This window comes from Dechloromonas hortensis (assembly GCF_009469765.1).
GTDB lineage: Bacteria > Pseudomonadota > Gammaproteobacteria > Burkholderiales > Rhodocyclaceae > Azonexus > Azonexus hortensis.
In genome coordinates this window covers 1-24,770 of sequence record NZ_SSSQ01000017.1, presented here as the reverse complement: position 1 = coordinate 24,770, position 24,770 = coordinate 1, and the positions used below count along the sequence as shown (strand labels likewise).

At 63.5% G+C, this 24,770-nt stretch carries 23 protein-coding genes and 1 pseudogene; 13 read left to right on the top strand and 11 right to left on the bottom strand.

The window, feature by feature from the left end; genetic code table 11:
- Window positions 1-9 precede the first annotated feature (9 nt).
- The 5 genes from GH663_RS19350 to GH663_RS19330 form a co-directional block, all read right to left on the bottom strand.
- Complete coding sequence (locus GH663_RS19350) at window positions 10-1,890, bottom strand: MFS transporter (protein WP_153133241.1); 1,881 nt, start codon at window positions 1,888-1,890, stop codon at window positions 10-12.
- Window positions 1,887-3,113 (bottom strand): amidohydrolase family protein, encoded by a 1,227-nt coding sequence (locus tag GH663_RS19345; protein WP_153133240.1) that lies wholly within the window; start codon window positions 3,111-3,113, stop codon window positions 1,887-1,889. Before GH663_RS19345 ends, GH663_RS19350 begins: the two co-directional genes overlap by 4 nt.
- Window positions 3,110-5,251, bottom strand: a complete 2,142-nt coding sequence (gene aas / locus GH663_RS19340; RefSeq protein ID WP_211371214.1) for a bifunctional acyl-ACP--phospholipid O-acyltransferase/long-chain-fatty-acid--ACP ligase — start codon at window positions 5,249-5,251, stop codon at window positions 3,110-3,112. Before aas ends, GH663_RS19345 begins: the two co-directional genes overlap by 4 nt.
- Window positions 5,251-5,562 carry an ArsR/SmtB family transcription factor gene (locus GH663_RS19335; RefSeq protein WP_211371213.1) on the bottom strand — a complete coding sequence of 104 codons (312 nt, stop codon included), beginning with the start codon at window positions 5,560-5,562 and terminating at the stop codon, window positions 5,251-5,253. The genes aas and GH663_RS19335 overlap by 1 nt, the downstream gene beginning before the upstream one ends.
- Window positions 5,563-5,650: 88 nt before the next feature.
- Window positions 5,651-6,451, bottom strand: coding sequence for an AraC family transcriptional regulator (locus tag GH663_RS19330; RefSeq protein ID WP_246181652.1), 801 nt, complete (start codon window positions 6,449-6,451; stop codon window positions 5,651-5,653).
- 174 nt (window positions 6,452-6,625) lie between these two features.
- Here GH663_RS19330 and GH663_RS19325 point away from each other — a divergent pair, with 174 nt between their 5' ends.
- The 4 genes from GH663_RS19325 (at window position 6,626) to GH663_RS19310 (ending at window position 9,686) form a co-directional block, all read left to right on the top strand.
- The gene (locus GH663_RS19325; RefSeq protein WP_170291461.1) at window positions 6,626-7,072 is read left to right on the top strand and encodes a response regulator transcription factor; all 447 of its coding nucleotides are present in this window, start codon (window positions 6,626-6,628) and stop codon (window positions 7,070-7,072) included.
- A gap of 101 nt (window positions 7,073-7,173) precedes the next feature.
- Complete coding sequence (locus GH663_RS19320) at window positions 7,174-7,773, top strand: hypothetical protein (RefSeq protein WP_153133237.1); 600 nt, start codon at window positions 7,174-7,176, stop codon at window positions 7,771-7,773.
- A 231-nt stretch (window positions 7,774-8,004) separates the two neighbouring features.
- Window positions 8,005-8,892 (top strand): alpha/beta fold hydrolase, encoded by an 888-nt coding sequence (locus GH663_RS19315; protein ID WP_153133236.1) that lies wholly within the window; start codon window positions 8,005-8,007, stop codon window positions 8,890-8,892.
- 98 nt (window positions 8,893-8,990) lie between these two features.
- Window positions 8,991-9,686 (top strand): Crp/Fnr family transcriptional regulator, encoded by a 696-nt coding sequence (locus GH663_RS19310; RefSeq protein ID WP_066880039.1) that lies wholly within the window; start codon window positions 8,991-8,993, stop codon window positions 9,684-9,686.
- A 1-nt stretch (window position 9,687) separates the two neighbouring features.
- Here the strand turns inward: GH663_RS19310 and recG are convergent, their stop codons facing one another.
- The gene (gene recG, locus GH663_RS19305) at window positions 9,688-11,727 is read right to left on the bottom strand and encodes an ATP-dependent DNA helicase RecG (RefSeq protein WP_153133235.1); all 2,040 of its coding nucleotides are present in this window, start codon (window positions 11,725-11,727) and stop codon (window positions 9,688-9,690) included.
- Window positions 11,727-12,107: a RidA family protein gene (locus GH663_RS19300; protein ID WP_153133234.1), complete on the bottom strand. Its 381-nt coding sequence runs from the start codon at window positions 12,105-12,107 to the stop codon at window positions 11,727-11,729. The genes recG and GH663_RS19300 overlap by 1 nt, the downstream gene beginning before the upstream one ends.
- 53 nt (window positions 12,108-12,160) lie before the next feature.
- On the opposite strand from GH663_RS19300, the gene GH663_RS19295 reads away from it, so the two are divergent.
- The 4 genes from GH663_RS19295 (at window position 12,161) to GH663_RS19280 (ending at window position 13,987) form a co-directional block, all read left to right on the top strand.
- On the top strand, window positions 12,161-12,502 hold the full coding sequence (locus GH663_RS19295) for a tetratricopeptide repeat protein (protein ID WP_153133233.1): 342 nt from the start codon (window positions 12,161-12,163) through the stop codon (window positions 12,500-12,502).
- Window positions 12,503-12,576: 74 nt separating this feature from the next.
- On the top strand, window positions 12,577-13,011 hold the full coding sequence (locus GH663_RS19290) for a hypothetical protein (RefSeq protein WP_153133232.1): 435 nt from the start codon (window positions 12,577-12,579) through the stop codon (window positions 13,009-13,011).
- Window positions 13,012-13,551, top strand: a complete 540-nt coding sequence (locus tag GH663_RS19285) for a hypothetical protein (protein WP_153133231.1) — start codon at window positions 13,012-13,014, stop codon at window positions 13,549-13,551. It abuts the gene before it with no gap.
- A 91-nt stretch (window positions 13,552-13,642) separates the two neighbouring features.
- Window positions 13,643-13,987, top strand: coding sequence for a hypothetical protein (locus GH663_RS19280; protein ID WP_153133230.1), 345 nt, complete (start codon window positions 13,643-13,645; stop codon window positions 13,985-13,987).
- Between the two features lie 15 nt (window positions 13,988-14,002).
- Here the strand turns inward: GH663_RS19280 and GH663_RS19275 are convergent, their stop codons facing one another.
- Genes GH663_RS19275 through GH663_RS19260 form a run of 4 tightly spaced genes read right to left on the bottom strand, consistent with a single transcriptional unit; the run spans window position 14,003 to window position 17,028 of the window.
- Window positions 14,003-14,836, bottom strand: a complete 834-nt coding sequence (locus GH663_RS19275) for an SPOR domain-containing protein (RefSeq protein WP_153133229.1) — start codon at window positions 14,834-14,836, stop codon at window positions 14,003-14,005.
- A 2-nt stretch (window positions 14,837-14,838) separates the two neighbouring features.
- Window positions 14,839-15,366, bottom strand: a complete 528-nt coding sequence (locus GH663_RS19270; protein WP_153133228.1) for a DUF2802 domain-containing protein — start codon at window positions 15,364-15,366, stop codon at window positions 14,839-14,841.
- Between the two features lie 9 nt (window positions 15,367-15,375).
- Complete coding sequence (locus GH663_RS19265) at window positions 15,376-16,584, bottom strand: OmpP1/FadL family transporter (protein ID WP_153133227.1); 1,209 nt, start codon at window positions 16,582-16,584, stop codon at window positions 15,376-15,378.
- Window positions 16,585-16,629: 45 nt separating this feature from the next.
- Window positions 16,630-17,028 (bottom strand): acyl-CoA thioesterase, encoded by a 399-nt coding sequence (locus GH663_RS19260; RefSeq protein ID WP_246181651.1) that lies wholly within the window; start codon window positions 17,026-17,028, stop codon window positions 16,630-16,632.
- Window positions 17,029-17,143: 115 nt separating this feature from the next.
- On the opposite strand from GH663_RS19260, the gene GH663_RS19255 reads away from it, so the two are divergent.
- The 5 genes and pseudogenes from GH663_RS19255 to GH663_RS21515 all read left to right on the top strand — a co-directional run.
- Window positions 17,144-18,958 carry an ABCB family ABC transporter ATP-binding protein/permease gene (locus GH663_RS19255; RefSeq protein WP_153133225.1) on the top strand — a complete coding sequence of 605 codons (1,815 nt, stop codon included), beginning with the start codon at window positions 17,144-17,146 and terminating at the stop codon, window positions 18,956-18,958.
- Between the two features lie 52 nt (window positions 18,959-19,010).
- A complete protein-coding gene (locus GH663_RS19250) occupies window positions 19,011-22,124 on the top strand; it encodes a PAS domain S-box protein (RefSeq protein WP_170291460.1) in 3,114 nt (1,037 codons plus the stop codon).
- The gene (locus GH663_RS19245) at window positions 22,117-23,025 is read left to right on the top strand and encodes an ATP-binding response regulator (RefSeq protein WP_153133223.1); all 909 of its coding nucleotides are present in this window, start codon (window positions 22,117-22,119) and stop codon (window positions 23,023-23,025) included. Before GH663_RS19250 ends, GH663_RS19245 begins: the two co-directional genes overlap by 8 nt.
- Before the next feature lie 27 nt (window positions 23,026-23,052).
- Window positions 23,053-24,582, top strand: a complete 1,530-nt coding sequence (locus GH663_RS19240; RefSeq protein ID WP_246181650.1) for a SpoIIE family protein phosphatase — start codon at window positions 23,053-23,055, stop codon at window positions 24,580-24,582.
- Window positions 24,583-24,600: 18 nt separating this feature from the next.
- Window positions 24,601-24,770: pseudogene (locus tag GH663_RS21515) on the top strand (amino acid ABC transporter substrate-binding protein); the annotation flags it as partial.

The window sequence follows — 24,770 nt, the reverse complement described above, 5'->3', positions numbered from 1 at the left end:
ACGCCGGCCTTAGCGCTGTTCGCCACGCAAGGCGAGCACCGTGGCCTGCAACCTGGCCGGCGTCGCCTCGGCGGCAGCGAGCGGCGCCCCGACCCGCAGGCTGATCCGCGAAAACAAACCGCGCCGGAAAGGCGTTTTCATCGCCTCGCCGTCGATCCGTGAAAAGAAACTACCCCACAGGCCGGACAGCGCCAGCGGCACCACCGGCACTGGGTTGGCGGCGAGGATGCGGCTGATGCCGGGGCGGAAGGTCTGCAATTCGCCGTCGCGGCTGATATAGCCTTCCGGAAAAATGGCGACCAATTCGCCGTTGGCCAGCGCGGTCGACACCTCGGCGAAGGCTTTTTCCATCAGTGCCGCATCCTCCTTGGCCGAGGCGATGGGGATCGCGCCGCAGTGGCGGAAGATGAAGCTGAGCAGCGGAATGCGGAAGATCCGGTAGTCCATCACGAAGCGCAGCGGCCGCGGCGAAGCGCCCATGATCACCACCGCATCGACGAAGCTGACATGGTTGGCGACGAGCACCGCCGCCCCCTCGCCCGGGATATGTTCTAGTCCTTCACAGCGCAGCCGGTAGGCCGCCTTGACCAGCAGCCAGGCGATGAAGCGCAACAGGAATTCCGGCACCAGCCCGTAGATGTAGATCGCCACCGCCGCATTGAGCAGGGCGGCGATGCCGAACAGCGCCGGGATCGACAGCCCGGCGCCGAGCATGGCCGCCGCCCCGAGCGCGCCGACCACCATGAACAGGGCGTTGAGGATGTTGTTGGCGGCGATGATGCGGGCCCGGTGGTCCGGCGAACTGCGCAGTTGGACCAGCGCATAGAGCGGCACGATGAAGAAGCCACCGAAGGTGCCGAGCAACATCAGGTCGACCAGCACGCGCCAGACTGCCGGGATGCTGAGCAAGGCGAGCAGTTGATGCGGCGTCGTGCCGGCCAGGCCGACCGGCGACGCGAAATAGAGATCGAGCCCGAACAGCGTCAGGCCGATCGAACCGAACGGCACCAGGCCGATTTCGACCTGCTTGCCGGACATCCGCTCGCAAAGCATCGAACCGATGCCGATGCCGACCGTGAAGGTGGCCAGCAGCAGCGTCACCGCCGACTCGCCGCCACCGAGCACGTTCTTGGCATAGACCGGGAACTGGGCGAGGAAGAGCGCGCCGTACAGCCAGAACCACGAGATACCGAGGATGGACAGGAAAACCGTGCGGTTCTGCCGGGCGAAATTGATATTGCGCCAGGTTTCGGTCAGCGGATTGAGGTTGACCGCCAGCCCCGGGTCCGGCGCCGGCGCCGCCGGAATGCCGCGGCTGGTCAGGTAGCCGCCCGCGGCGACGACGAAGCCGCCGAGCGCGATCCAGGCCGGATGTTCGACCGAGCCGGCGAGCAGGCCGCCGGCCAGCGTGCCGATCAGGATGGCGACGAAAGTGCCGGCCTCGATCAGCGCATTGCCGCCGACCAGCTCGTCGCTGTGCAGGTGTTGCGGCAGGATGGCGTACTTGACCGGCCCGAACAACGTCGAATGCAGGCCGAGCAGGAAGAGCGCCCCCATCAGCACCGGCAGACTGTGCAGGAAGAAGCCGGCGGCGGCGACGCCCATGATCAGCATCTCCAGCACCTTGACCAATCTGGCCAGCATGGCTTTGTCGTACTTGTCGGCCAACTGCCCGGCGGTCGCCGAGAACAGGAAGAAAGGCAGGATGAAGATGCCGGCCGCCAGGTTGGCCAGCAACTCGGCCGGCAGCGTCGTCCATTGCGCCGCCTGGAAGGTGAGCAGCACGACCAGCGCGTTCTTGAACAGGTTGTCGTTGAAGGCGCCGAGAAACTGCGTGACGAAGAAAGGCGCGAAGCGCTCTTGTTTGAGAAGTCCGAATTGTCCGCTCATGCGTGGCTCGCTGCAAAAAGTCGGCGGGTGTTGAAGACCGCCGGAGAGAAGGAATGACCCTGCCAGTTGAGCAGGCGCTTCAGGGTGAAGTCGAAGAGCAGCGGATTGTGCTGGCGCAGGATGTCGAGATCATGAACTGCCGCTTTCGGCAGCAAGCCGGCGCGTGCCAGGGAAGCGGTCGAGGTCAGCGGCACGATGCCGGGCAGCGGGTAGTCGGAGCCGTGCAGCAGGCGATCGTGCAGGTCGCCGCGCTCGAGCAGCGTACGAATCAAGGCCGGTTTCCGGTTGCGCTGGGTAATGGCCGAAATGTCGCCGTGCAGCAGCCCCTTGGCGCGCGGCTCGGCCATCAGTTGCAGGAAGAGGTCGAAACTTGCACGCGGCTTGCCAGCGTCGTCGAGACCCTCGCCAAGCGAGGCGCAATGGGCGACGACGACCTTGACCCCGGCATCGAGCGCGCGGCGCAGGCGCAGCGGGTTGCCGAAGGCCTGCGTGTCACTGCCTTTGACGGCTTTTTCCTCGCCGCAATGAACGATCAGCGGTGTGCCACTCTCGGCCAGCACGCGGTAGAAAGCATCGCAGCGGGCCGCAGCCGGGTCCATGCCCATCGCGGCTGGCAGCCATTTGACGGCGCGGGCGCCCTGGGAAATTGCCTGTTGCAGGTCGTCGACCGCAGCCGCGTGGTAGGGATGCAAGGAGGCGACCCACTCGAAGCGCGCCGGAAAATCCCCGGCCAGCTTGGCGGCCCAGGCATTCGGCACGTAGAAGGCGGAGTGCTCGGGATGCGCATCGCCCCGGCCGTCGTGAAAGCGCTCGAAAGCGAAAAGCATGACCTTGAAGCCGGCCGGCATCGCATCGCACAGGTTGAGCAGACGTGCGACATAGGCCTGATCGACCTTGCCCGGCGCCTCGTGGGCACAGCCGGCATTCATGTAGAACAGACGCTGGGCGTAGTGCAGCGGATGCAGGGGCGAGGACAATTGCGGCCCGACCACGATGCCGCTGCCGCCATCGCCAATGCCGGCCAGATGGACGTGGCAGTCCCACAACTGTGCCGGGTCAACGTCGGCCCACGCCTGTTTCAGCCACGGGCTGTCGATCAGGCCAGCCGGAATGGCGACGCGGCATTGATTGACCAGCAGCGGCTTGGCCAGCGCCCCGCCCCCGGCCGCCAGCCCGGCAGCACCGGCCAGCCAGCCGAGAAAACGCCGACGGTCGGCCTTCATACCGCCTCCGCCAGACGTTTCAGCGTCACGTAATCGATCTTGCCGGTGCCGAGCAGCGGCAGCGCTTCGACGCGCTGGATCTTGCGCGGTACGGCCAGCTCGGGCACGCCGAGTTCGCGCGCCTTGGCGGCCAGCAGTTCGCGGCTCAACTCGCCGTCGGTGGTGAACAGCACCAGCGCCTCGCCCTTGCTGGCATCGGGCTGACTCGACACGGCATGCAGCTTGTCGGGCGAACTGGCCGTCGCCAGCTTTTCGGCGACTTCCAGGCTGACCATCTCGCCGGCGATCTTGGCGAAGCGCTTGACGCGGCCGACGATCTTGAGAAAACCCTCGTCGTCGATCTGCACCACGTCGCCGGTTTCGTACCAGCCGTCGCCGAGCTCGGAGAGCGGCGGCTGCAGCACGCCCGGTTGGTCGGACTTCAGATAGCCGGACATCACATTCGGGCCGCGCACGTGCAGGATGCCGCCATGCTCGATGCCGGACACCGGCTGCAGGCGATACTCGATGCCCGGCAGCAGGTTGCCGACGGTACCGGTTTTGTAGGCCATCGGCGTGTTGACCGCCAGCACCGGCGCCGTTTCGGTGGCGCCGTAGCCTTCAAAGATGCGGATGCCGAATTTCTCGAACCACTGGCTGCGCACCGCTTCCGACAGCTTTTCGGCGCCGGCGACGACGTAGCGCAGACGATAGAAGTCGTAGGGATGGGCGAACTTGGCGTAGTTGCCGAGGAAGGTCGAGGTGCCGAAGAGCACGGTACAGGAACGGTCGTAGGCCAGTTCCGGGATGATCCGGTAATGCAGCGGCGACGGATAGAGAAAGAGGCTGGCCCCGGTCAGCACCGGCAGCAGCGCACCAGCGGTCAGGCCGAAGGAATGGAAGATGGGCAGCGCATTGAGCACCTTGTCGTCCACCGAGAAGTCGATCACCGCCCGGATCTGCGCGATGTTGGCAAGAATGGCGCGATGCGGCAGCACGACCCCCTTCGGCTTGCCCTCGGAGCCGGAGGTAAACAACACGACCGCCGCCTCCTCCGGCGAGGCGTGCAGCTCGAAAGCGCGCGGCCGGTGGATGGCGTAGAGCATCAGCCACAGCTTGTCGGCCAGCCCGATCTGCTCGCGGATGTCTTCCAGGTAATGCAGTTGGACGCCGTGCAGCACGGCCAGCTTGTCGGTCAGCTTGGCCTGCTCGACGAAGGCACGCGAGGTGACGATGCTGCGAATTTGGGCGCCTTCACAGGCGGCCTGCATGGCATCGACCCCGGCCGTGTAGTTGAGCATGGCCGGCACGCGGCGGCGCGCCGTCAGGCCGAAGATCAGCCCGATGGTCGGCACCAGGTTGGGCAGCAACAGGCCGACCTTTTCACCGGGGTCGGAAATCCGCTCGACCTGGCGGCCGAGAATCAGCGCCATCTTGAGCAGGTCGTTATAGGAATACTCGATCTGCTTGACGTCCTCGAGCAGGCGGCGGCGCTTGCCGAAAATTTCGGCGGCATCGCACAGCGCCGTGTACAACGTCTGCTGCGGCCGCGAGGCGAAGATCATTTCCTGCATCAGCTGGCGCATCTGCTCGCCCGCCTTGCGCCGACGCAGCTTGGCAGTGGCCGCCACCGGCATCGGGAAATGCCGCTCGGGCAGCACGGTCAGGCGAATCTGTGGAAAGAGCTCCTTGGGATACTTGCCGGACAGGCGCGAGAAATAGCTGCGCGAAGCCCCGTCCAGGCGTACCGGCAGCACCGTCGCCCCGGTCTTGGCGGCGACGAAGGCCGGGCCGTCGTACACCTTCATCAGGCTGCCGGTCAGCGTGATCCGCCCTTCCGGGAAGATGACCACCGGCCGGCCGGCCTCGATCAGCCGGATGACCTTCTTCATCGCCATCGGGCTGGTCGGGTCCACCGCCAGATACTCGACCTGCGAGAGCAGGATACGGAACCAGAAATTATTGGCGATGCCGGTATGGACGACGAAGACCGGGTCGATCGGCAGGAACAGGCCAATCAGCAGGCCATCGAGGAAGGATTCGTGGTTGGCGACGACGAGCAACCGTTGGCGCGCGAAATCGGCCTGCTGCATCCGGACGTCGACACGAAACAACAGGCGGGCCAGGCCGCGCAACAGCGGCCGCAACAATTTGCGCATCAGGTGTTTTCCTTCAGATAGTCGAGAACGTTGCCGAGCGTGAGTTGCAGGGCATCGCGGTTGATCCAGAACCAGACTTCCTTGCCGAGCTTTTCGGAAGCCAGCACGCCGGATTCGTGCAGGATTTTCAGGTGGTGCGAGACGGTGGACCGCGCCAGCGTCGAGACTTCGGCGATCTGCCCGACATTGAGCCGCTCGCCCGGCTCGAACAGCAGCAGGATGCGCTGCCGGTGCTCGTCGCCGAGCGCGACGAAAATGCGGGACATGGCCTGCCACTCGGCAGGAATTGTTCGGGAGTAGTCTTTTTTCATATCGACAATCTTAGTTATATCGATATGTTTTCGTCAACTCCCGTTTTACCCGAACTCTTATCACCTGCAGCTTAAGGCTGGCTTCGGATCAAGCCCTGGCTTGCGAAAACACGCCGGGGGTACAGTTAAATTGGCTTCTGAATGCGGCAATGAAGGCCGACAGGGAGTCATATCCGCAGGCACACGAGACATCGGTCACCCGGTCGCCTCGTTCCAGTGCAGGCAATGCGCTCAGTAGCCGCATGCGCTGGCGCCAGACGCGAAAGCTTAGTCCGGTTTCCTTTAAAAACAGTCGACTCAGGGTTTTCTCCGAAACGCCGACCTGGAGTGCCCACTCAGCCAGGCCGTGCTTTTCGTCGGGGCGCTCCTGCAGGCTGCGGCACAATCGGCGGAGGATCGCACTCCGTGGCAGTGGAAGCATCAATTCCACTTCCTGTGCTTCGGCGAGGAGATCCAGCAGAACCGCTGCGAAACGCCCATCCGGGCCGGTTTCATCGTATTCGACGGGGATCGAGCTAAACCGTCGGATCATCTCGCGCAGCAAGGTGCTGACCTCGATCACCCGGCAACGCTCAGTTGCCCATCCCTGGATTTCCGGCTCGATGTAGAGGCTGCGAATGCAAGTCGTAGGACCGCTGCGTACCTGATGCGTGATGCCGGCCGGTATCCATATGGCACGTTGCGGCGGCGCCACAAATCGACCGGCATCGGTATGCACTTCGATCACACCTTCCGCCGCATAGGCCAGTTGCCCCCATGAATGCTTGTGGCGATAGCGCAAGGCTTGGTTTGGCAGCGCCTCGGCGTGTCCGTAAATCGGCCGGGGCAGTTTTCTTAGCGAACGCAGCCCCTGGACCTTGCGGTTACTCGTTTGTCCGTTAAACGACACTTGCTGGCCTTTTGACGTTAGTCGGAATTTTTCGACGATGCTAACGTTGTAACAAGCGATGGCGCAAGGGGCGTTTCGATCGTTTGAGCGGCCGCGCCGAGAAACACTGCGACAACCTGCAAAGATACGTGAGCGATGCGGTCCGGCAACATAGACGTGCAGAAAGGAAGTCAAATGAGCGAAACCAACCGAGAGTTCATCGCATACATCCTGGACGACGACGTCGATAGTCGAGGTTTGCTGGTTTCACGCCTTCGGTCACACGGCTTATCGGTGGCCGCTTTCAGTTGCGCCGCTGACTTCATCGAAAACCATGACCGCTCCCAGCTTGCTTGCCTGATTCTGGAGTCGAAGCTTCCCGACATGACGGGCCTGGAGTTGCAGGAATTTTTGAACAGCCAGCAAATCTGGCTTCCCCTGATATTTTTCACCGCATCTGGGGATATTTCTTCTGCGGTCAGTGCCATCCAGAATGGTGCCGAGGACTTCATCCGCAAGGTGCAGGGAACTTCGGCCGTGGTCGCCGCGGTAGAAAGAGTCATCCGTGGCTACCGGTCAGGTAAAGGGAGTGGCAAGCCGCGTCACCCGTATGCCCCGGTGGGTTATCGTCCGCCGATATGACAGTAAGCCATTGTCGCTCCCGCCCGGCAGCAATCTGAACTCAGGCTTCGTCGAAGGTAAACTATTGGCCAAACAGCGCTAAAATGTAGTATTAGCTTCAGTTGATCATCACGATGCGTTGGTTATTGGTCGCGGCCCTGGTCGCATTCTCATCCGTAAATGTCCTCGCCGCCGACGCGGAGAGCGAGGAGACGCGGTCGCTCGTCGACGCGTCGGAAGCGACCCCGGGCGTTACCGTTTCGGCCATCCTGGCACTTCCTCCGGTTGTCGAGGTGGTCAAACTGGAGATTCGCTCGACCAAGAAACAACGGCTGGCCAAGAAAAATATCTCGCCGACCATCATGTTGACGCGCACCGAGCGGCGTCAGGTCGCCTTGCTGGCCGCCACGACAGCCGGCAGCCAGCAAAGCCACACCTACTACCCGAATGAAGAGTATGAAGTCGGGATTGACGAACTGGTCTTGCATCGTTCATTCAGCCGCCCCAAGGTGGTGGCCGATCCGGACGACGATGAAAACGATGCACTGGCAGTCTCCGAAGAAATCGGGCTGCGCCTGCTGATGGCGCGCCTGAAGGCGGTCGAGGCGCACGCACTCAATCAAGTACCGGATACCGGCGAGGCGCTCCCCGAATCGGTGCAACGTCGCCTGTCCGAGGCTCGCCTGAAGGCGGTTGAAGCGCACCAGAAAAAATTTGCGTAACGCTTCGGACTGGCTGCATCCGGTCATTCGGCATCGCCCCCAAAATGGCCGCGGGCCGAACAATGGCGACAAAGAGCCTCGCCGCAGGAACGAAATCATCCGGATTTGCGTCAACTCGACATCCTGCCTTGCATCCGGCATGCGAGTTTCAACACTGGCAACACGCGATAGCTAGCATCCAGCCTGCCCGACCGTTCCTGCGGTCGACCACCTGAAAAGCCCGAAAATCCCATGCACCCTTCCCGCTCCGAATATCTCGACCTGCCCGACGTCCGCCTGCACATCCGTCGCTGGGGCAACCCGCAGGCTCCGCAGCTTTTTCTGCTGCATGGCTGGATGGACGTTTCCGCCTCCTTCCAGTTCGTCGTCGATGAACTGCAGCAGGACTGGAACATCATCGCCCCCGACTGGCGCGGCTTCGGCAATTCGGAATGGCTGAATCGCCCCTACTTCTTCGCCGAACACCTCGGCGACCTCGAAGCCATTCTCGACCGCTACGCCCCCGAGGGCCAGGTCAGGCTGGCCGGGCACAGCATGGGCGGCATTCTCGCCTGCCTCTATGCCGGCATCCGGCCGCAACGGGTGGCCGGCGTAATCTCGCTGGAGGGTTTCGGCATCGCACCGACGACGCCCGAGATGGCGCCGGAACGCTACCAGCAATGGCTCGGTACGCTAAAGCAGCCGCCGCGCATGCACGTCTATGCCGACCGTGCCGCTTTCGCCCGCCGCCTGCAGCACACCGACCGTTTCCTGACCCCGGAACGGGCCGATTTCCTGTCCCGCCACCTGGCCCGTATCGGCGATGGCGAAACCAAGGGCGGCCAGCGCCGCCACGGCATCATCTGGAATGGCGACCCCTGGCACAAGGCGACCTCGCCCTACCTGTTCCGCTTGGAAGAATCGATGGCGATCTGGAAGAAGATCACCTGCCCGGTGCACTGGGTGGCCGGCCGCCAGTCCTGGGTGATCCGCGATTTCGCCATGCGCCCGGGTGACTGGGAGGCCCGCCAGGCCTGCTTTGCCAATGTCTCGGAAAGCTGGATCGAGGACGCCGACCACATGCTGCACCACGACCAGCCGGCCGCAGTCGCCCACAGTATCGAAGCCTTCTTTGCCTGACCGGGACCGGCGAGAGCCGGCACAGTGTCACAACATTGCGTTTGCATAGCAGGCGATGCCATTGCAAAATCACCTGACTGCACACCATCAAGGCCGCCATGGATAGCCCCGTCAAACTCAGCATCGAAGCCGCGCTGTCGAAAACACTGCTCTGCGCCGACCTGAATTCAACCGAATTGCGCCGGATTGCTCACTCAACCCGTGAGATCTACGCCAAAAAAGGCGAAATACTGTTTCACAAAGGTGAGCCCTGCACCGGCGTGCATCTGGTGGTCAGCGGCCAGCTCAAACTGGCGCTGGTCTCCAGCGTCGGCAAGGAAAAAATCGTCGAGTTGCTCGGCGCGGGGCAGAGCTACGGCGAGGACCTGCTGCTCGCCGAGCGGCCCTATGGCGTTTATGGCGAGGCGCTGAGCGATTCGCTGCTGCTCCATGTGTCACGCCAGGCCCTGCTCCCGGAAATCGAGGCGATCCCGGCGCTGGCCCGCAAGATGCTGAACAATGCGGCCAACCGCACCCACACCCTGGTCGATGACGTCGAGGCCTACTCGCTGCACTCCGGCAAACAACGCATCGTCGGCTTCCTGATGCACGAACTCGATAACGAACAAGCCTCGGCTGCCGATGCCGTCCTCCACCTGCCGGCTCACAAGGGGGTGATTGCTTCGCGGCTGAACCTGACGCAGGAACACTTTTCCCGCCTGCTGCATGAATTGCAAGACCTCGGCCTGATCGTCGTCGACGGGCCGCTGATCCGCATTCCCTGTCTCGACCGGCTGCGCGCCGCGTTCGTCTGACTCAGGCCTTGAGCAGTTCTTCGCGCGAACCGAGCCAGCGTTCGAGATGGCGCTCGGCCAGTTGCGGATGCCGGGTCAGCATTTCCTCCGCCACCGTCCGCGCCATTTCGACCAGGTCGGCATCCAGTTCCAGATCGGCGTAGCGCAAGAGCGGCACGCCGCTCTGCCGGGCCCCGACAAATTCGCCGGGGCCGCGAATCTGCAGGTCCTGGCGGGCAATCTCGAAACCGTCGGTATTCTCGAAAATGATCTTCAATCGCTGGCGGGCGATTTCGCCGAGCGGCCCGGCATAGATCAGCACGCAACTCGATTCGTACTGGCCGCGCCCGACCCGCCCCCGCAACTGGTGCAGCTGCGACAGGCCGAAACGCTCGGCGTGTTCGATCACCATCAGGCTGGCGTTCGGCACATCGACGCCGACCTCGATCACCGTCGTCGCCACCAGCACATCAATCTCGCCGGCCGCGAAAGCAGCCATCACCGCCTGCTTCTCGTCCGCCTTCAGCCGGCCATGCACCAGTCCGACGGTCAACCCCGGCAAATCGGCCAAAAGCGTTTCGTAGGTATCCTGTGCCGTCTGCAACTGCAGGGCTTCCGATTCCTCGATCAGCGGGCAGACCCAGTAGGCCTGCCTTCCTTCCTCGACCAGCTTCCTGACGAAGCCGACCACGTCGTCGCGCCGGCTGTCGGCGACCAGCCGCGTCTTGATCGGCGTCCGCCCGGGCGGCAGTTCGTCGAGCACGGTGACGTCCAAATCGGCGTAATAGCTCATCGCCAGCGTGCGCGGAATTGGCGTCGCCGACATCATCAACTGGTGCGGATTGCCGCCCTTCTTGCGCAGGGCCAGGCGCTGGGCGACACCGAAACGGTGCTGCTCGTCGACAATGGCCAGGCCGAGCCGGGCGAAATCGACGCCGTCCTGGATCAGCGCATGTGTGCCGACCACCAGTTGCGCCCCGGCCGCCGTCGCCGCCAGCTGTTCGCGCTTGGCCTTGCTCTTCAGGCTGCCCGACAGCCAGGCGACCTCGACGCCGAGCGGCGCCAGCCAGTCCTTCAATTTCAAATAGTGCTGCTCGGCCAGGATTTCGGTCGGCGCCATGAAGGCCGCCTGCCAGCCGGCCGAAATCGCCTGACAGGCTGCCAGCGCGGCGACGATGGTCTTGCCGGCCCCGACGTCGCCCTGCAGCAGGCGCTGCATCGGGTAGGGCTGGGCGAGGTCGTCGGCGATTTCGGCCATCGCCCGCAACTGGGCGCCGGTCAGGCCGAAGGGCAGCTGGTCGAGCAGGCGGGCGCCGAGATCGTCCTGCGCCACCAGCACCGGTGCGCCCTGCTCGCGGCGGGCGAGATAGGCCCGACGCAGGGAGAGTTGCTGGGCCAGCACTTCGTCGAACTTGACCCGGCGCCAGGCCGGATGATTGCGCGCATGCAGGGTATCGAGATCGGTGCCGGGCGGCGGCTGGTGCAGGAAGCGCAGGCTGCGCGCCAGACCGGGCAGTTTCAGGCGCTGCCGAAGCTCGTCGGGCAGCGTTTCGGCGAGGTCGCCGACCGCCAGCGCCTTGCCGATCAGTTTCTGCAGCGCCGAATTGGCCACCCCGGCGGTCGACGGGTAAACCGGGGTCATTTCCGTCGGCAGCGGCGTCTCTGCGTCGACCTTGCGGAAACGCGGGTGCACCATCTCCGCCCCGAAAAAGCCGCTGCGCACTTCGCCGAAGGCGCGAACCCGGGCACCGGTGGCAAAGACGGCCTGCTGGCTGGGGTAGAAACTGAAGAAGCGCATGGTCAGCTCGCCGCTGTCGTCGAGCGCCCGCACCACCATCTGCCGGCGCGGCCGGAACTGCACTTCGCAGGAACTGACGACGACCTCGACCTGCACCGCCTCGCCCCACGGCGCACGGGCGACCGGGGTCAGACGGGTTTCATCCTCGTAGCGCAGCGGCAAATGGACCAGCAAATCGGCCTCGCTATGGAGGCCGATCTTTGCCAGTTTCTTACGCAGCGCTTCGGGGGCGCGAATCGGGGCCGACGTCCCGGGATTGCCCATCAGCCGATGAACATTACCGCGTCAGCCTCGACCAACGCACCGCGCGGCAGTTCCTTGACGCCAACGGCGGCACGGGCCGGGAAGGGCTCGCTGAAGTAACGGGCCATCGTTTCATTGACCTTGGCGAAGTTGGCCAGATCGGTCAGGAAGACGTTGAGCTTGACGACATCGGCCAGCGAACCACCGGCCGCTTCGGCAACGGCTTTCAGATTTTCGAAGACGCGAACGATTTGCGCATCGATCCCGTCTACCATCTGCATGGATGCCGGATCGAGCCCGATCTGCCCCGACATGTAAACGGTGTCGCCGACGCGCACGGCTTGCGAATAGGTGCCGATGGCAGCCGGGGCGTTGGGCGTGGCGATGATGGTCTTGGCCATGAGTAGCTTCCTGTATCCGAATTGCGAAAACCCTATTTTAGCCTTGGTCGCCCATGAACCCACGTATCGAATCCCTGGAAAAAATGCTCGATGGCCCGCGCGATGGCGCCCTGCTCCGCTTCTCGCTGGGCAATGAATATCTGAAGGCCGGCGATCCTGCCCAGGCAGCAAAATGCTTCCAGGCCGCCGTCGACCGCGACCACCACTATTCCGCCGCCTGGAAAGCACTCGGCAAAGCCTTGGCCGAAGCCGGCGCGCATCGCGACGCCCTGGCCGCCTACGAACGCGGCATCGCCGTCGCCGAAGCACGCGGCGACATTCAGGCCGCCAAGGAAATGACCGTCTTTGCACGACGGATTCGCCGAGCACTGGAAGAGGCCGGCACAAGCCCGTAACCCGCGGTTCATGGTATTGCCACACCACTTGAAATACGATGGAATATTCCATCGCCTAAAACAAAGGGGGTGGCATGAACAAAACAATCAAATTGCTTGCGCTGCTCGGCCTGGTCGCCACGCTGACCACCGGTTGCGCCGTCAACCGGGCGACCGGCAGCGTCGATCCATCGACCAACCTCGCCGCTTTGAAGACCATGTACGTCAAGAAGATTCCGGACGACGACAATACCCACGCGCTGATTGCCGACAAGCTGCGCAGCAAGGGCATCACCGTGACGACTGGCGTCGAGCCGGCACCGGGCGGGGTCGATGCGGTGGTCACCTACATCGATAAATGGATGTGGGACATCACGATGTACATGCTCGAATTGACCATCACCTTCCGCGATCCGAAAACGGACTTCCCGATGGCGACCGGCAACTCGTTCCACACCTCGCTAACCCGGCTGTCACCGAAGGAAATGGTCGACGAAGTGATCGACAACATCTACAAAGGGGCGAAATAAATGCTACCTGCCATGCGCCGCCAGCTGCTGACCGGTAGCGCATTGCTCGGCATCGCGCTGGCCGGTTGCTCTTCACCGGCTAGCCGCGAGGCGATGGTCCCATCCGATCTCGTCGTCAGCCAGCAGCACCGGCACAGCCTGCGGGTGCAGACTAGTGGCGGGGCCGAAACGAGCGGCCTGGACAGCAGCAACATCGCTGATGCCGACCTCAAGGCGGCGATCGAGGATGCCGTCGTCCGCAGCCGGCTGTTTCAAAGCATCGTCCAAGGCAATGACGGCGATTACGAACTGCACGTCCAGGTCGTCTCGCTGCGCCGGCCGTTGATCGGCGGCACGCTTAACGTCGAACTGGAAACCGGCTGGTCGCTGGTGCGCCGCGCCGACCGCGCCGTCCTCTTGCGCAAGTCGATCCACAGCAACGGTACGGCGAGCATGGCGGAGGCCTTCACCTTCGTCACCCGGCTGCGCCTGGCTGTCGAAACGGCCGCTCGTGACAGTATCCGGCAGGGCCTGTTGGCAATCGCCGAACTGAATCTCTAGCATCCGGTTACAAAATGACTCAATAGAGGCGTCGGCCGGGCGGGGGCTCCATGCGTTAATTGCTTACGACCTCACTGGAATTGCCTGCCCCATGAAACTGAAGCAAATGCTCACCCGCCTGACGATTGCCGCCTTAGTGCTCGGTGGCCTGAGTGCCTGCACCATCGTGCCGGCCCAGCCGGGGGCATATGGCTACGGTTACCGGACCACGCCGGTCTATGTCGAAACCTACCCGACCTACCGCTACGGCTATCCGAACACCTATTACTACGGCCGCGATCATCGCCACTACGATAACCGGGATGACCGGCGCTATCGGGAAGAGCGTCATTACCAGGAACCGCGGCGCATCGACTCGCCGCTGGAAAGTGCCGCCCGCGCCCACCGCGATGTCCGGCGCAGCCTCGGCCTGCCCCGCTTGCCGGGCATGCCCTGACCCCTTGCTGACGGCTTAGTGCTTGCCCTTGGCCGGCGGAACGAGCACGGTTTCGACGCCCAGCTCCCGCAATCTGGCCTGTGCTGCTTCCGCCTCCTGGCGGGTGCGGAAGGGGCCGACCTGAACGCGGGTCTCCAGCGTCGACGGCACGCCGCTCAAGGTCAGCTTGGCATGCAGTTCCTCGGCCCGCTGCGGGCTGGCAAAGACACCGGCCTGCAACAGGAAGCCGGAAAACAGCCGTGACACACCACTCGGTGCGACGACCGTAACCGGCCGCGGCTCAGCCACCCGGGCCGACGGTTTGGCGGCCGGGGCCGCTGGTGCCTCTTCCACCACCGAAACACTGGGGGCTGACGTTGCCTCGGGAACCGGGCGAACCGCTCTCGCGACGGGCGCCGGAGCGGGCGCAGGCTGCGGCAGGACGGCCGGTGGTTTGGCGATGGCTGCGGCCGACGGGGCCGGCGGACGGATTTCCGGGCGCGGCTCGACTTTGGCTTCCGTCCTGGTTTTCGCCTCGGTGTTAGCGTCGACCGCCGGCGGAGCAGCCGTAACCGGGGCCGGCGCTGTTTCGGCGACGACGGGGGCCGGTGGCGGCGGTTCAGGCAGGTCGGTGGTCGGCGTTACCGGCTGCGACACCGCCTTTTTCGGCGGCACTGGGACCGGCTGGGTGTATTCGTCTTCGTCAGGTTCTTCGGGCGGCGTCGACAGGTAGTCGAAGAAGGCCAGCACGCCGAGCAGCACGGCAACCAGGACGCCGGCCATGGCCAGACGCTTGACCAGCTTGTTGCGCAAATCGCTGGCGGTGTCGGTTTCGGCGCTGTCCGTCTTTACTTCGGGATTGTCTGCCATCGTCAGCCTCCCCGTTCCTGACTTTTGGCCAGGGCAACGACCAACTCGGCCTCGGCCCGGGCAATGCCGCAACGCTCGGCAATCATCGCCGGCTCGTAACCGGCGGCCGCCATTTGCATGGCGTCACCGTAGATCGGCGACACCGTTTGCGCCGCCCGCAGGTGTGCCAGTTCCTGTTGCATGTCGGTGCGCAGGGCGGCCAGTTCGCCGCGCATTGCGTCGACTTCGTCACGCAACTGACCGAACTCCTGCTCTAGGCTGTGGCGCAGCATTTCGTCCGCCATCCCGCGCGAAGCGCGTTCCCAATCATCGCTCGCCGCGGGCTCGGACTCGACGGCGACAGGCTCTTCCGGTGGAGGTGCGACCGGCTCGACCGGCACCGGGGTCGGCTCACGTGGCGCAGCGATTTGACTGGCCCGACTATGCAGGCGATACATCCGGAGCAACACGAAAATGATGTAGCAGGCGACCAGCGTGATCAGGCCGATCACGGCTTCACGCAAACCCAGGGTCACGCCGGCCAGTTCCACGCTCTAGACCTAGAACCCAGCCGAATACTGCAAGCCGAGAATGTGCGCACTGTCGTCGTAGGTGCCGCGCAGCGTCGTTCCGACGCGTGAGGTCTGGTTGATGTTCGGGTCCTTGACGTAGAGGTAGGTGTAGCCGAGATCGAACTTGCCGGCCGCGCCGGCATTCCACTGGCCGCCCAGCGAGAACCAGACGCGGTCGTTGTCGGGGACGCGGGCCGAGCGGTCGCTGTCGCTGACCGGCGTCCGGTCGTAGGCGATACCGAACTTGACCTTCAGCGCATCGGTCGCCTTGTAGGCGGCGCCCCAGGCAAAACGCCAGGCGTTGTCGTAGTTGAAGTTCTCGGTCGACACCAGCGCGCCACTGTTACGGCTGTAGACGTTCAGGCTCTTCAGGCTGTTCCAGCGCGTGTAGGAAAGGTCGCCCATCGCTTCCCAGCGGTCGGAAACCTGCTGCCAGACGGAGAGGATGAAGGTGTCGGGCAGCTTGACGTCAGCCCGGATCGGCGTCGAGGAGAGTGCCGTCGAGGCATTGCCTTCGAGGGTGTAGTCCATCGTCGACCGGTAGGAGACACCGACCCGCATGGCCGGCGACAGCGTGAACAGCGCCCCGGCATTCCAGCCCCAGGCGGCATCGTCGCCCTTCAGGCGCGAGTAACTGCGGGCATCGGGCAGGGCCGAGGTCAGTTCGGCATCGATGGTTTGGTAGTTGATGCCGAGGCCGAGCGAAACTTTGTCATTGACGCGGTAGCCGAGCGACGGATTGTAATTGACCGTCTTCACTTCCGATTTCAGCGACTGGTAGCGCCCGATCCAGTTGCTGTCGTCGTACTCGGTAGCCAGACCGAACGGCGCCGAGATGCCGAAGCCAACGAACCAGTTCGGCGCCAGTTGGGCAGAGAAATAGGCGTTGGGCACCGCCGCCCAGCCGCCGGCATCACCGCCGTTGCCGCCAGTCCCGGTCGAGCCGCTGTTCTGGAACTTGTAGCTCGGGCCGACCCCGGCAACCCCGGCCGACAGGTGCAAACCTGGCAACTGCGTCATACCGGCCGGATTGAAGAAAATGGTGCTGGCGTTGTCGGCCACCGCCGCCGAGCCGGCGTAGGCGTTGCCGAGGCCGCTGGCGTTCTGCTCCCAGAGTTGAAAGGCAGCAGCCGATGCGCCGCCCGCGAAGGCAAGCAACAGCAGGGCGGGGACGGTACGCAGCATCATTTTGTTCATTGCTTCGCTCACTTGAAGTCGGGCCGGATAATTAATTGCGCGATTTTATTCCATTTCCGGTGAATTTTCGGCCGGCACCGCACGCTTGTTGCCAGCGGCATCGATCGCGACATAGGTTAGTTCGGCCTCGGTCACCTTGACGATGACCGGATTGGCGTAATTGCGCTCGGCATAGACCTCGACCTTGACGGTGATCGAGGTGTTGCCGACATGCACGATATCGGCATAAAGACTGACGATATCGCCGACCGAAATCGCCTGCTTGAACTGGAAGGAGTTGACGGAAACGGTGGCGACCCGACCGCGCGCCCGGCGCATGGCGGGAATGGCGCCGGCGACGTCGACCTGGGCCATGACCCAGCCGCCGAAGACATCGCCGTTCTGGTTGAGATCGGCCGGCATCGGGACGACGCGCAACGTTGAATGATTTTCCGGAAGAGTCATGCGGTCGACGGCCATAATTTGCCCAAATTCAAATGGAAGCCTGATTTTCGCGGAAAGCGGCGAGTTTTCATATACTGGCGAGCATAACCATATCAACGCTCAGAACAGGCTCCCCATGCGCCGCAGTACCGCCCTTCCCAAACCGCCGGTTGGCCAGCCGCTGGCCGAAACCCATGTCTGGCTGACGCTGCGCACCCTCTTCCCCTACCTCTGGCGCTACCGCCTGCGCGTCCTCGCTGCGCTTGCTTGCCTGGTCGGCGCCAAGGTCGCCAACGTCGGCGTGCCGATCATCTTCAAGGAAATGATCGACGGCTTGTCGACAACGCAACAAGCGCTCGCCCTGCCCATCCTGTTGCTCGTCCTTTATGGCGCCCTGCGCTTTTCAACCTCGCTGTTCACCGAGCTGCGCGAAATACTCTTTGCCCGGGTCACCCAGCGCGCCGTCCGCCAGGTCGCCCTCGAAGTCTTCGGCCACCTGCACTCGCTGAGCCTGCGCTTTCACCTCGAACGGCAGACCGGCGGCGTTTCGCGCGACATCGAACGCGGCTCGCGCTCGATCTCCAGCCTGATTTCCTACACCCTGTATTCGATCCTGCCGACGCTGGTCGAAATCGGTTTGGTCCTCGCCATCCTGTTCGTCAAGTACGACGCCGGGTACGTGCTGATCACCCTGGTTTCACTGGCCGCCTACATCGTGTTCACGATCAAGGTCAGCAACTGGCGCATCGACATCCGCCGCGCCGTCAATGAGAACGACTCGGCCGCCAACAGCCGCGCCATCGACAGCCTGCTCAACTACGAGACGGTCAAGTATTTCAACAACGAAGCCTGGGAAGCCCGCCGTTACGACGAACAACTGGTCAAGTGGGAAGAGGCGGCGACGCGCAGCCAGACCACGCTGGCCTTCCTCAACCTGGGCCAGCAGGCGATCATCGCCCTCGGTGTCACCGCCATGATGTGGCGGGCGGCGAGCGGCGTCGTGGACGGCACGATGACGATCGGCGACCTCGTGCTGGTCAATGCCTTCCTGATTCAGCTCTACATGCCGCTCAATTTCCTCGGCATTGTCTATCGCGAAATCCGCCAGGCGCTGACCGACATCGAACGCATGTTCAACCTGCTCAAGACGCATCGTGAAATTGCCGATGCGCCGGATGCCCGCGATCTACCGGCCGGCCCGCTGCAGATCAATTTCGACTCGGTGAGCTTCGCCTACGACCCGGAGCGGGTGATCCTGAAGAACCTCAGCTTCGCCGTCGCCCCCGGCCGTTCGGTCGCCGTGGTCGGCCACTCCGGGGCCGGCAAGTCGACACTGTCCCGCCTGCTCTACCGTTTCTACGACGTCACCGGTGGCGCCATCCGGATCAACGGCCACGACCTGCGCGGCCTGAAACAGGGCGCCCTGCGCGCCGCCATCGGCATCGTGCCGCAGGACACCGTGCTCTTCAACGACAGCATTTTCTACAACATCAACTACGGCCGCCCCGAGGCCAGCCGCGAAGAGGTCTATGCCGCCGCCCGAGCCGCCCAGTTGCACGACTTCATCGAATCGCTGCCGCAAAAGTACGAAACCAAGGTCGGCGAACGCGGCTTGAAACTCTCCGGCGGCGAAAAGCAGCGCGTCGCGATTGCCCGCACCCTGCTCAAGAACCCGCCCATCCTGATTTTCGACGAGGCGACCTCGGCCCTCGACTCGGCCACCGAGCGCGCCATCCAGGGCCAATTGGAAATGGCCGCCATCGGCCGGACGACGCTGACCATCGCCCACCGCTTGTCCACCGTGATGAATGCCGACGAAATCCTGGTCATGAGCGACGGCCAGATCATCGAGCGCGGCAGCCATGGCGCGCTGCTCGACGCCGGCGGCACCTACGCCCGGATGTGGACACTGCAACAACAGGAGGACGGCAATAGCGGCGACGGGCGATAATGGCGGATTCAACGTCCGCCGGCCGCCCGTACTCGCCCGCACTCGCCTGTCCATGCCTGAAATCCGCCCGCCACCGAAGCTCACCGCGCTCCCCGGCTCGCGCTGGCTGCTGCCGGTCCTGGTCTTCGTGCTGCTTGCCGCCGGCACGGTCGGCGCTTGGCGCTGGCAAAGCCTGACCCAGATCGAGGCAGCCGAACATGCCGGCCTGCGCGACAGCGCGGCGCATACGGCCGAACTGCACGACCGCCTGAAACTGCACGCCCAGTTTCTCCGCTCGCTGTCCGCCTTTGCCGCCGCCAATGTCAGCCAGGACCTCAAGGCCTGGCGCCGTTACACCAACGAAATCGACATCTCGCGCAACCTTAACGGCCTGCTCGCCTTCGCCTATGCGCCGGCCGTCGCCTCCAGCCAACGGGCCGCCTTCGTTTTTGGCCAGCGCCAGCAGGTCGACCGCAGCAATTTCACCATTTTCCCGCCGCCCGGCGACAACCTGGCCGTTCCGGTCACGTTTGTTGCACCGGACACCCCGACCTCGCAGCAGGCGCTTGGTTTCAACCTGCTCTCCGAAGCCGTCCGCCGCGAAGCGGTCGACATCGCCATCGCCAGCCGCGACGTTGCGATGTCCGGACGCATCACGCTGCTCTCCGACGAGAAGACCCGCCGCCCCGGTTTCATGCTGCTGCATGCGATCTACCAGCCCGGCATGCCGCTCGGTAATGTCGAGGAACGCCGACGCGCCTTTAGCGGCGTCGTCCTCAACGCCTATCACACCGACGCCTTCCTGGCTTCGCTGAACCTCGGCTTCAACAGCCAGTTTGCCATCCAGATCTTCGACGAAGGCAGCAATAGCCGCTCGGCCATCGCCCAGCCGCCGGCCCTGATTTTCGATTCGGCACCGGATTTGCCCGCCACGGCCAACGCACCGATCTTTCATCACGAAATCGATTTCGGCGGTCGCAACTGGGTGCTCCACTACCGCCCGCGCCCGACGCAGCAAGACAGCAGCGGCTTTGATGCCGCCCGTCTGATCCTGGTCAGCGGCCTGGGTGGTAGCGTCCTGCTCGCCCTGCTGGTCTTTTACCTGACCACCCACCGCGAACGAGCCGAGCATTACGCCCGCCGGATTACGGCCGAGCTGCGCCGTTCCGAGGAGCGCATCCGGCTGGCCACGGCCGGCACCAACGACGGTCTGTGGGACCAGAACCTGCAAACCGGCGAGGAATACATCTCGGACCGGATGGCCGAAATTTTCGGTTTCCCCCGCGACCAGCCGCCCCAGCAGCTCAGCCGCTATACCGAGTGTATTTATCCGGAAGACATTGAGCGCCACAACGCCGCGCTGCGTCGCCACTTGCGGGAAAACGCCCCCTTCGACATCGAACTGCGCATCGACAAGACGAACGGTGACAGCGCCTGGATCAGGGCGCGCGGCGAGGCCATCCGCGATCCGGCGGGGCGGGCGATACGCATCGCCGGATCGGTTTCCGACATTACCGAGAAGAAGAACGCCGAGGCCCGCCTGGAGCGCCTGCGCCGCCTGCTCGCGACGTCGATCGCGGCGACGCCGCTGCCGCTTTTCGTCCAGGATGAACGGCGCAAGCTGCAAATGGTCAACGATGCCTTCTGCACCCTGCTCGGCACCCCGGAACGCGACTTGCTGACCCGTTTCTGGCCCGATTTTGCCGGTATTTCAGCCGCCGATCAGCGCCGCCTGCTCGGCGCCAGCGAACGGGCCCTCGCCTCCGGTGCCAGCGAGCCGCTGAGCTTCGAATTCGACAGCCCGGACCAAACCCGCCACCGTTTGATCGCCCGCATCGCCCAGGCCCAGAACCCGGAAGGCGAGCCTTTCCTGATTACCACGCTGACCGACGTCACCGAATTGCACCGGGCGGAAACCGCGATCAAGGCGGCCGACCGGATGAAGCAGGCGGTGCTCGATGCGGCGACCGAGGTGGCGATCATTGCCTGTGACCCGGAAGGGCTGATCACCATTTTCAACCGCGGCGCCGAAAAGATGCTGGGCTACTCGGCGCACGAGATGGTCGGCCGGCAGACGCCGCAACTGATCCATCTGCCGACGGAAGTCGCCGCCCGCACCAGTGCATTGAGCCGCGAGCTGGGCTATCCGGTCAGCGGCTTCGAGACCTTCGTCGTCAAGGCCCGCAACGGCAAACCGGATCAGCGCGAGTGGACCTATGTCCGCAAGGATGGCCGACAACTGAGCGTCAATCTGGTAGTCACCACCCAGCGCGATAGCGCCGGCCGGATCAGCGGCTACCTCGGCATCGCGGTCGACGTTTCCGAACAGAAACGGGCCGAGCAGGAATTGGCGCAACACCGCGACCACCTGCAGGAACTGGTCGCCGAACGCACCCAGCAACTCGACGTCGCACTGCACGAAGCGCAGGCGGCCAACGTTGCCAAGTCCGAATTCCTGGCCAACATGTCGCATGAACTGCGCACGCCGATGCATGCCATCCTGAGCTTTGCCGAGCTGGGCGAAGATCGGGCCGAGGCCGGCAGTCAAACCAAGATAGCCCAGTATTTCAACCGTATCGGCCAGAGCGCACGGCGACTGCTCGGCTTGATCAACGAGTTGCTCGATCTGGCCAAACTCGAAGCCGGGCGCATGGCACTGAACGCGGCGCCGATCGACGTCCTCGCCCTGCTCCGTCACACCGGCGCCCATCTCGAATCATTGATGCAGACCCGCCAGCTCAGCCTGGAAATCAGCTACGACACGCTACAAACCGATTTAGTCGGTGACCCGGAACGGATCGCCCAGGTCTTCCACAACCTGCTCTCCAATGCCATCAAGTTCTCCCCCGAAAAGGGTCGTATTCAAATCCATCTCGCCGCTGCCGAACTGCCCTGCGGTCGACCGGGTGAAAATGGCAAAAACCGGCCGGCGCTGGCGATCAGTTTCAGCGACGCCGGCATCGGTATTCCGCAGGACGAATTGCACAGCATTTTCGACAAGTTCGTACAGAGCAGCGCGACCAAGACCGGGGCCGGCGGCACCGGCCTGGGACTGGCGATCAGCCGGGAGATTGTTCTCCAGCACCGTGGTACGATTGCCGCCGAAAACAACACTGGCAGCGGCGCCTGCTTCACCGTCACCCTGCCACTCAATATCAGGATGGAGTCATCGGACCACGATGAATGAAGCGCGCGTACTGGTTGTAGACGACGAGGGCCTCAACCTCGAAATCCTCGGTGAATATTTCGAAAGCGAGCCGTCCTTCACGCTGCGCACGGCCGATGGCGGCGAAGAGGCCTGGCAGATCCTGCGCGACCCCGGCCAACACTTCGATGTCGTACTGCTCGACCGGATGATGCCGGGACTCGATGGCATCGGCCTGCTCCGCCGCATCAAGAGCGATCCACGCTTGGCCGACATCCCGGTCATCCTGCAGACGGCGGCCAATTCAGCCGGCGAAATCCGCGAAGGTCTGGAGGCCGGTGCCTATTACTACCTGACCAAGCCCTACCAGCGCGATGCCTTGTTCGCCATCGTGCACGCCGCACTGTCCGATGCCAAGACGCGCGACTCGCTGCGCCGCCGGCTGCACGAACATATCAACTCTCTGCAGTTCCTCAGTCGTGGCGAATTTACCATCCGCAGCATCGAGGAGGCCGGCCAGCTCGCCTCCTTCCTTGCCCAGGCCTGCCCAAATGCCGACACTACCGTGCTTGGCATCTCCGAGCTGCTGATCAATGCGGTCGAGCATGGCAACCTCGGCCTGAGCTATGCCGAAAAATCGCAACTCAAGCGAGAAGAGCGCTGGCAAGCGGAAATCGACCGGCGCAGCGCACTGCCGGCCTATCGCGACAAGCGGGTCAAGGTCAGCTTCGAGCGCAGCGCCGACTGCATCACCCTGCGCATCGTCGATGAGGGCAAGGGCTTTGCCTGGCAAAACTACCTCGAACTCTCCCCCGAGCGCGTCTGCGACCCGAACGGGCGCGGCATTGCACTGGCCCGGCTGATGAGCTTCGCCAATATCGCCTACGAGGGCTGCGGCAATGTTGCCGTCGCCACCATCCTCACCGCTCCCCATATACGCTAAGGCACACAGCCGAACATGAGTCTGGCCATGAACAAGATGAAGGTACTGGCGGTCGATGACAACCGCACCAACCTCCATATCCTGCAGGTCTTCCTGAAGAAACTCGGGCATGAAGTGATCCTTGCCGAAAACGGCGAGGAGGCGGTGCGCCGCTTCGTGGCCGATGCACCGGACCTGATCCTGCTCGACATCATGATGCCGGTCATGGACGGCTTCGAGGCCGCCCGCCGGATCAAGGGCCTGAACAGCGAACGGTGGACACCGATCATTTTCCTCTCGGCGCTGAACCGCGACGAGAATCTGGTCGAGGGGCTCGACGCCGGGGCCGACGATTACCTGACCAAACCGGTCAATTTCGTCGTCCTTGAGGCCAAGTTGCGCTCGGTACAGCGCTCGTTGAACATGCAGCAGCAGGCCATCGACTCGCTGCGCCGCGTCCAGGCCATTTCGGACAATGTCCTCGATGCCATCGTGACCATCGACGAACATGGCATCATTGCCACGGTCAACCGCGCCACCGAACGCATTTTCGGCTGGAGCACGGCCGAGATGGAAGGCAAGGGCATCGAGATGCTCATGCCAGAGCCCTATCAGGCGGGCCACAACAGCTATATCAACAACTACCTGAACGGCGGGTCGGCCAGGGCGATCGGCCAGGAGCGGGAACTCGAAGGCCTGCGCAAGGATGGCCACCGCTTCCCGGTGACCATCGGCGTCACCGAGATCACCCTCGACAACAAGCGGATGTTCATCGGCGTCCTGCGCGACGTCTCGGCGCAAAAACAGGCCGAGCAGAAGCTGCGCGACAACGCCCGCCAGCTCCAAGCCTATTACGACCAGACGCAAAGCGAACAGCAACTGGCCATGAAGCTGATGGAAAAACAGTTGCATCGCAGTGGTTTGAAGGACAGCCGCCTGCGTTACAAGGTAATCGCCGCCGAGAACTTCAGTGGCGACATCGTTGCCGCCAGTCGCTCGCCGGAAGGCCGCTGCTTCGCCCTGCTCGCCGACGCCACCGGTCACGGCCTGACGGCAGCGATCAGTGTGCTGCCGGTGCTGGCCATTTTCTACCGTCTCGCCCGCCGCAACCATTCGGTACGCGAGATCGTGCTTGAACTGAATCAGCAGCTCAAGGAATCAATGCCGGTCGGCCGTTTCGTCGCAGCCTCGCTGGTCTGCCTCGACGAAATCACCCGCACTGGTGAGATCTGGGTCGGTGGCACCCCCGAGGCTTTCCTGTTCGACCGCTGGGGGCGCAGCGAAAAAGTCTTTCCCTCCGCCAATCTGCCACTTGGCATCGTCGACAATGCGGAAATGGATTGCCACCCGGTCGCCTTCACCTGGAGTCCGGAAAGCCAGATCGTCCTCTGCTCGGACGGACTGCTCGAAGCCAACAACCGCCAAGGCAAGCAGTTCGGGCTCGACGGTCTGACCACTGCCGCCGCCAATACCTCACCTTCCAACCGTTTTACCGAAATCGACAACGCCCTCTCCCAACACCGCGAAGGTACTGTCGCCGCTGACGATATTTCCCTGATGATCATCGATTGCCCCTGACCCCGAAGGAGATTGACCATGCATTTCAGCAAACTTGCCGCCGCCGCCCTCATCGCCGCCACCTTCAGTGCCACACCGGCACTGGCCCAGGAGTCGGCCACCCTGAAGAAAATCAAGGACACCGGCACGATCACGCTGGGTCACCGTGAATCCTCGATTCCGTTTTCCTACTACGACGACAAGCAGCA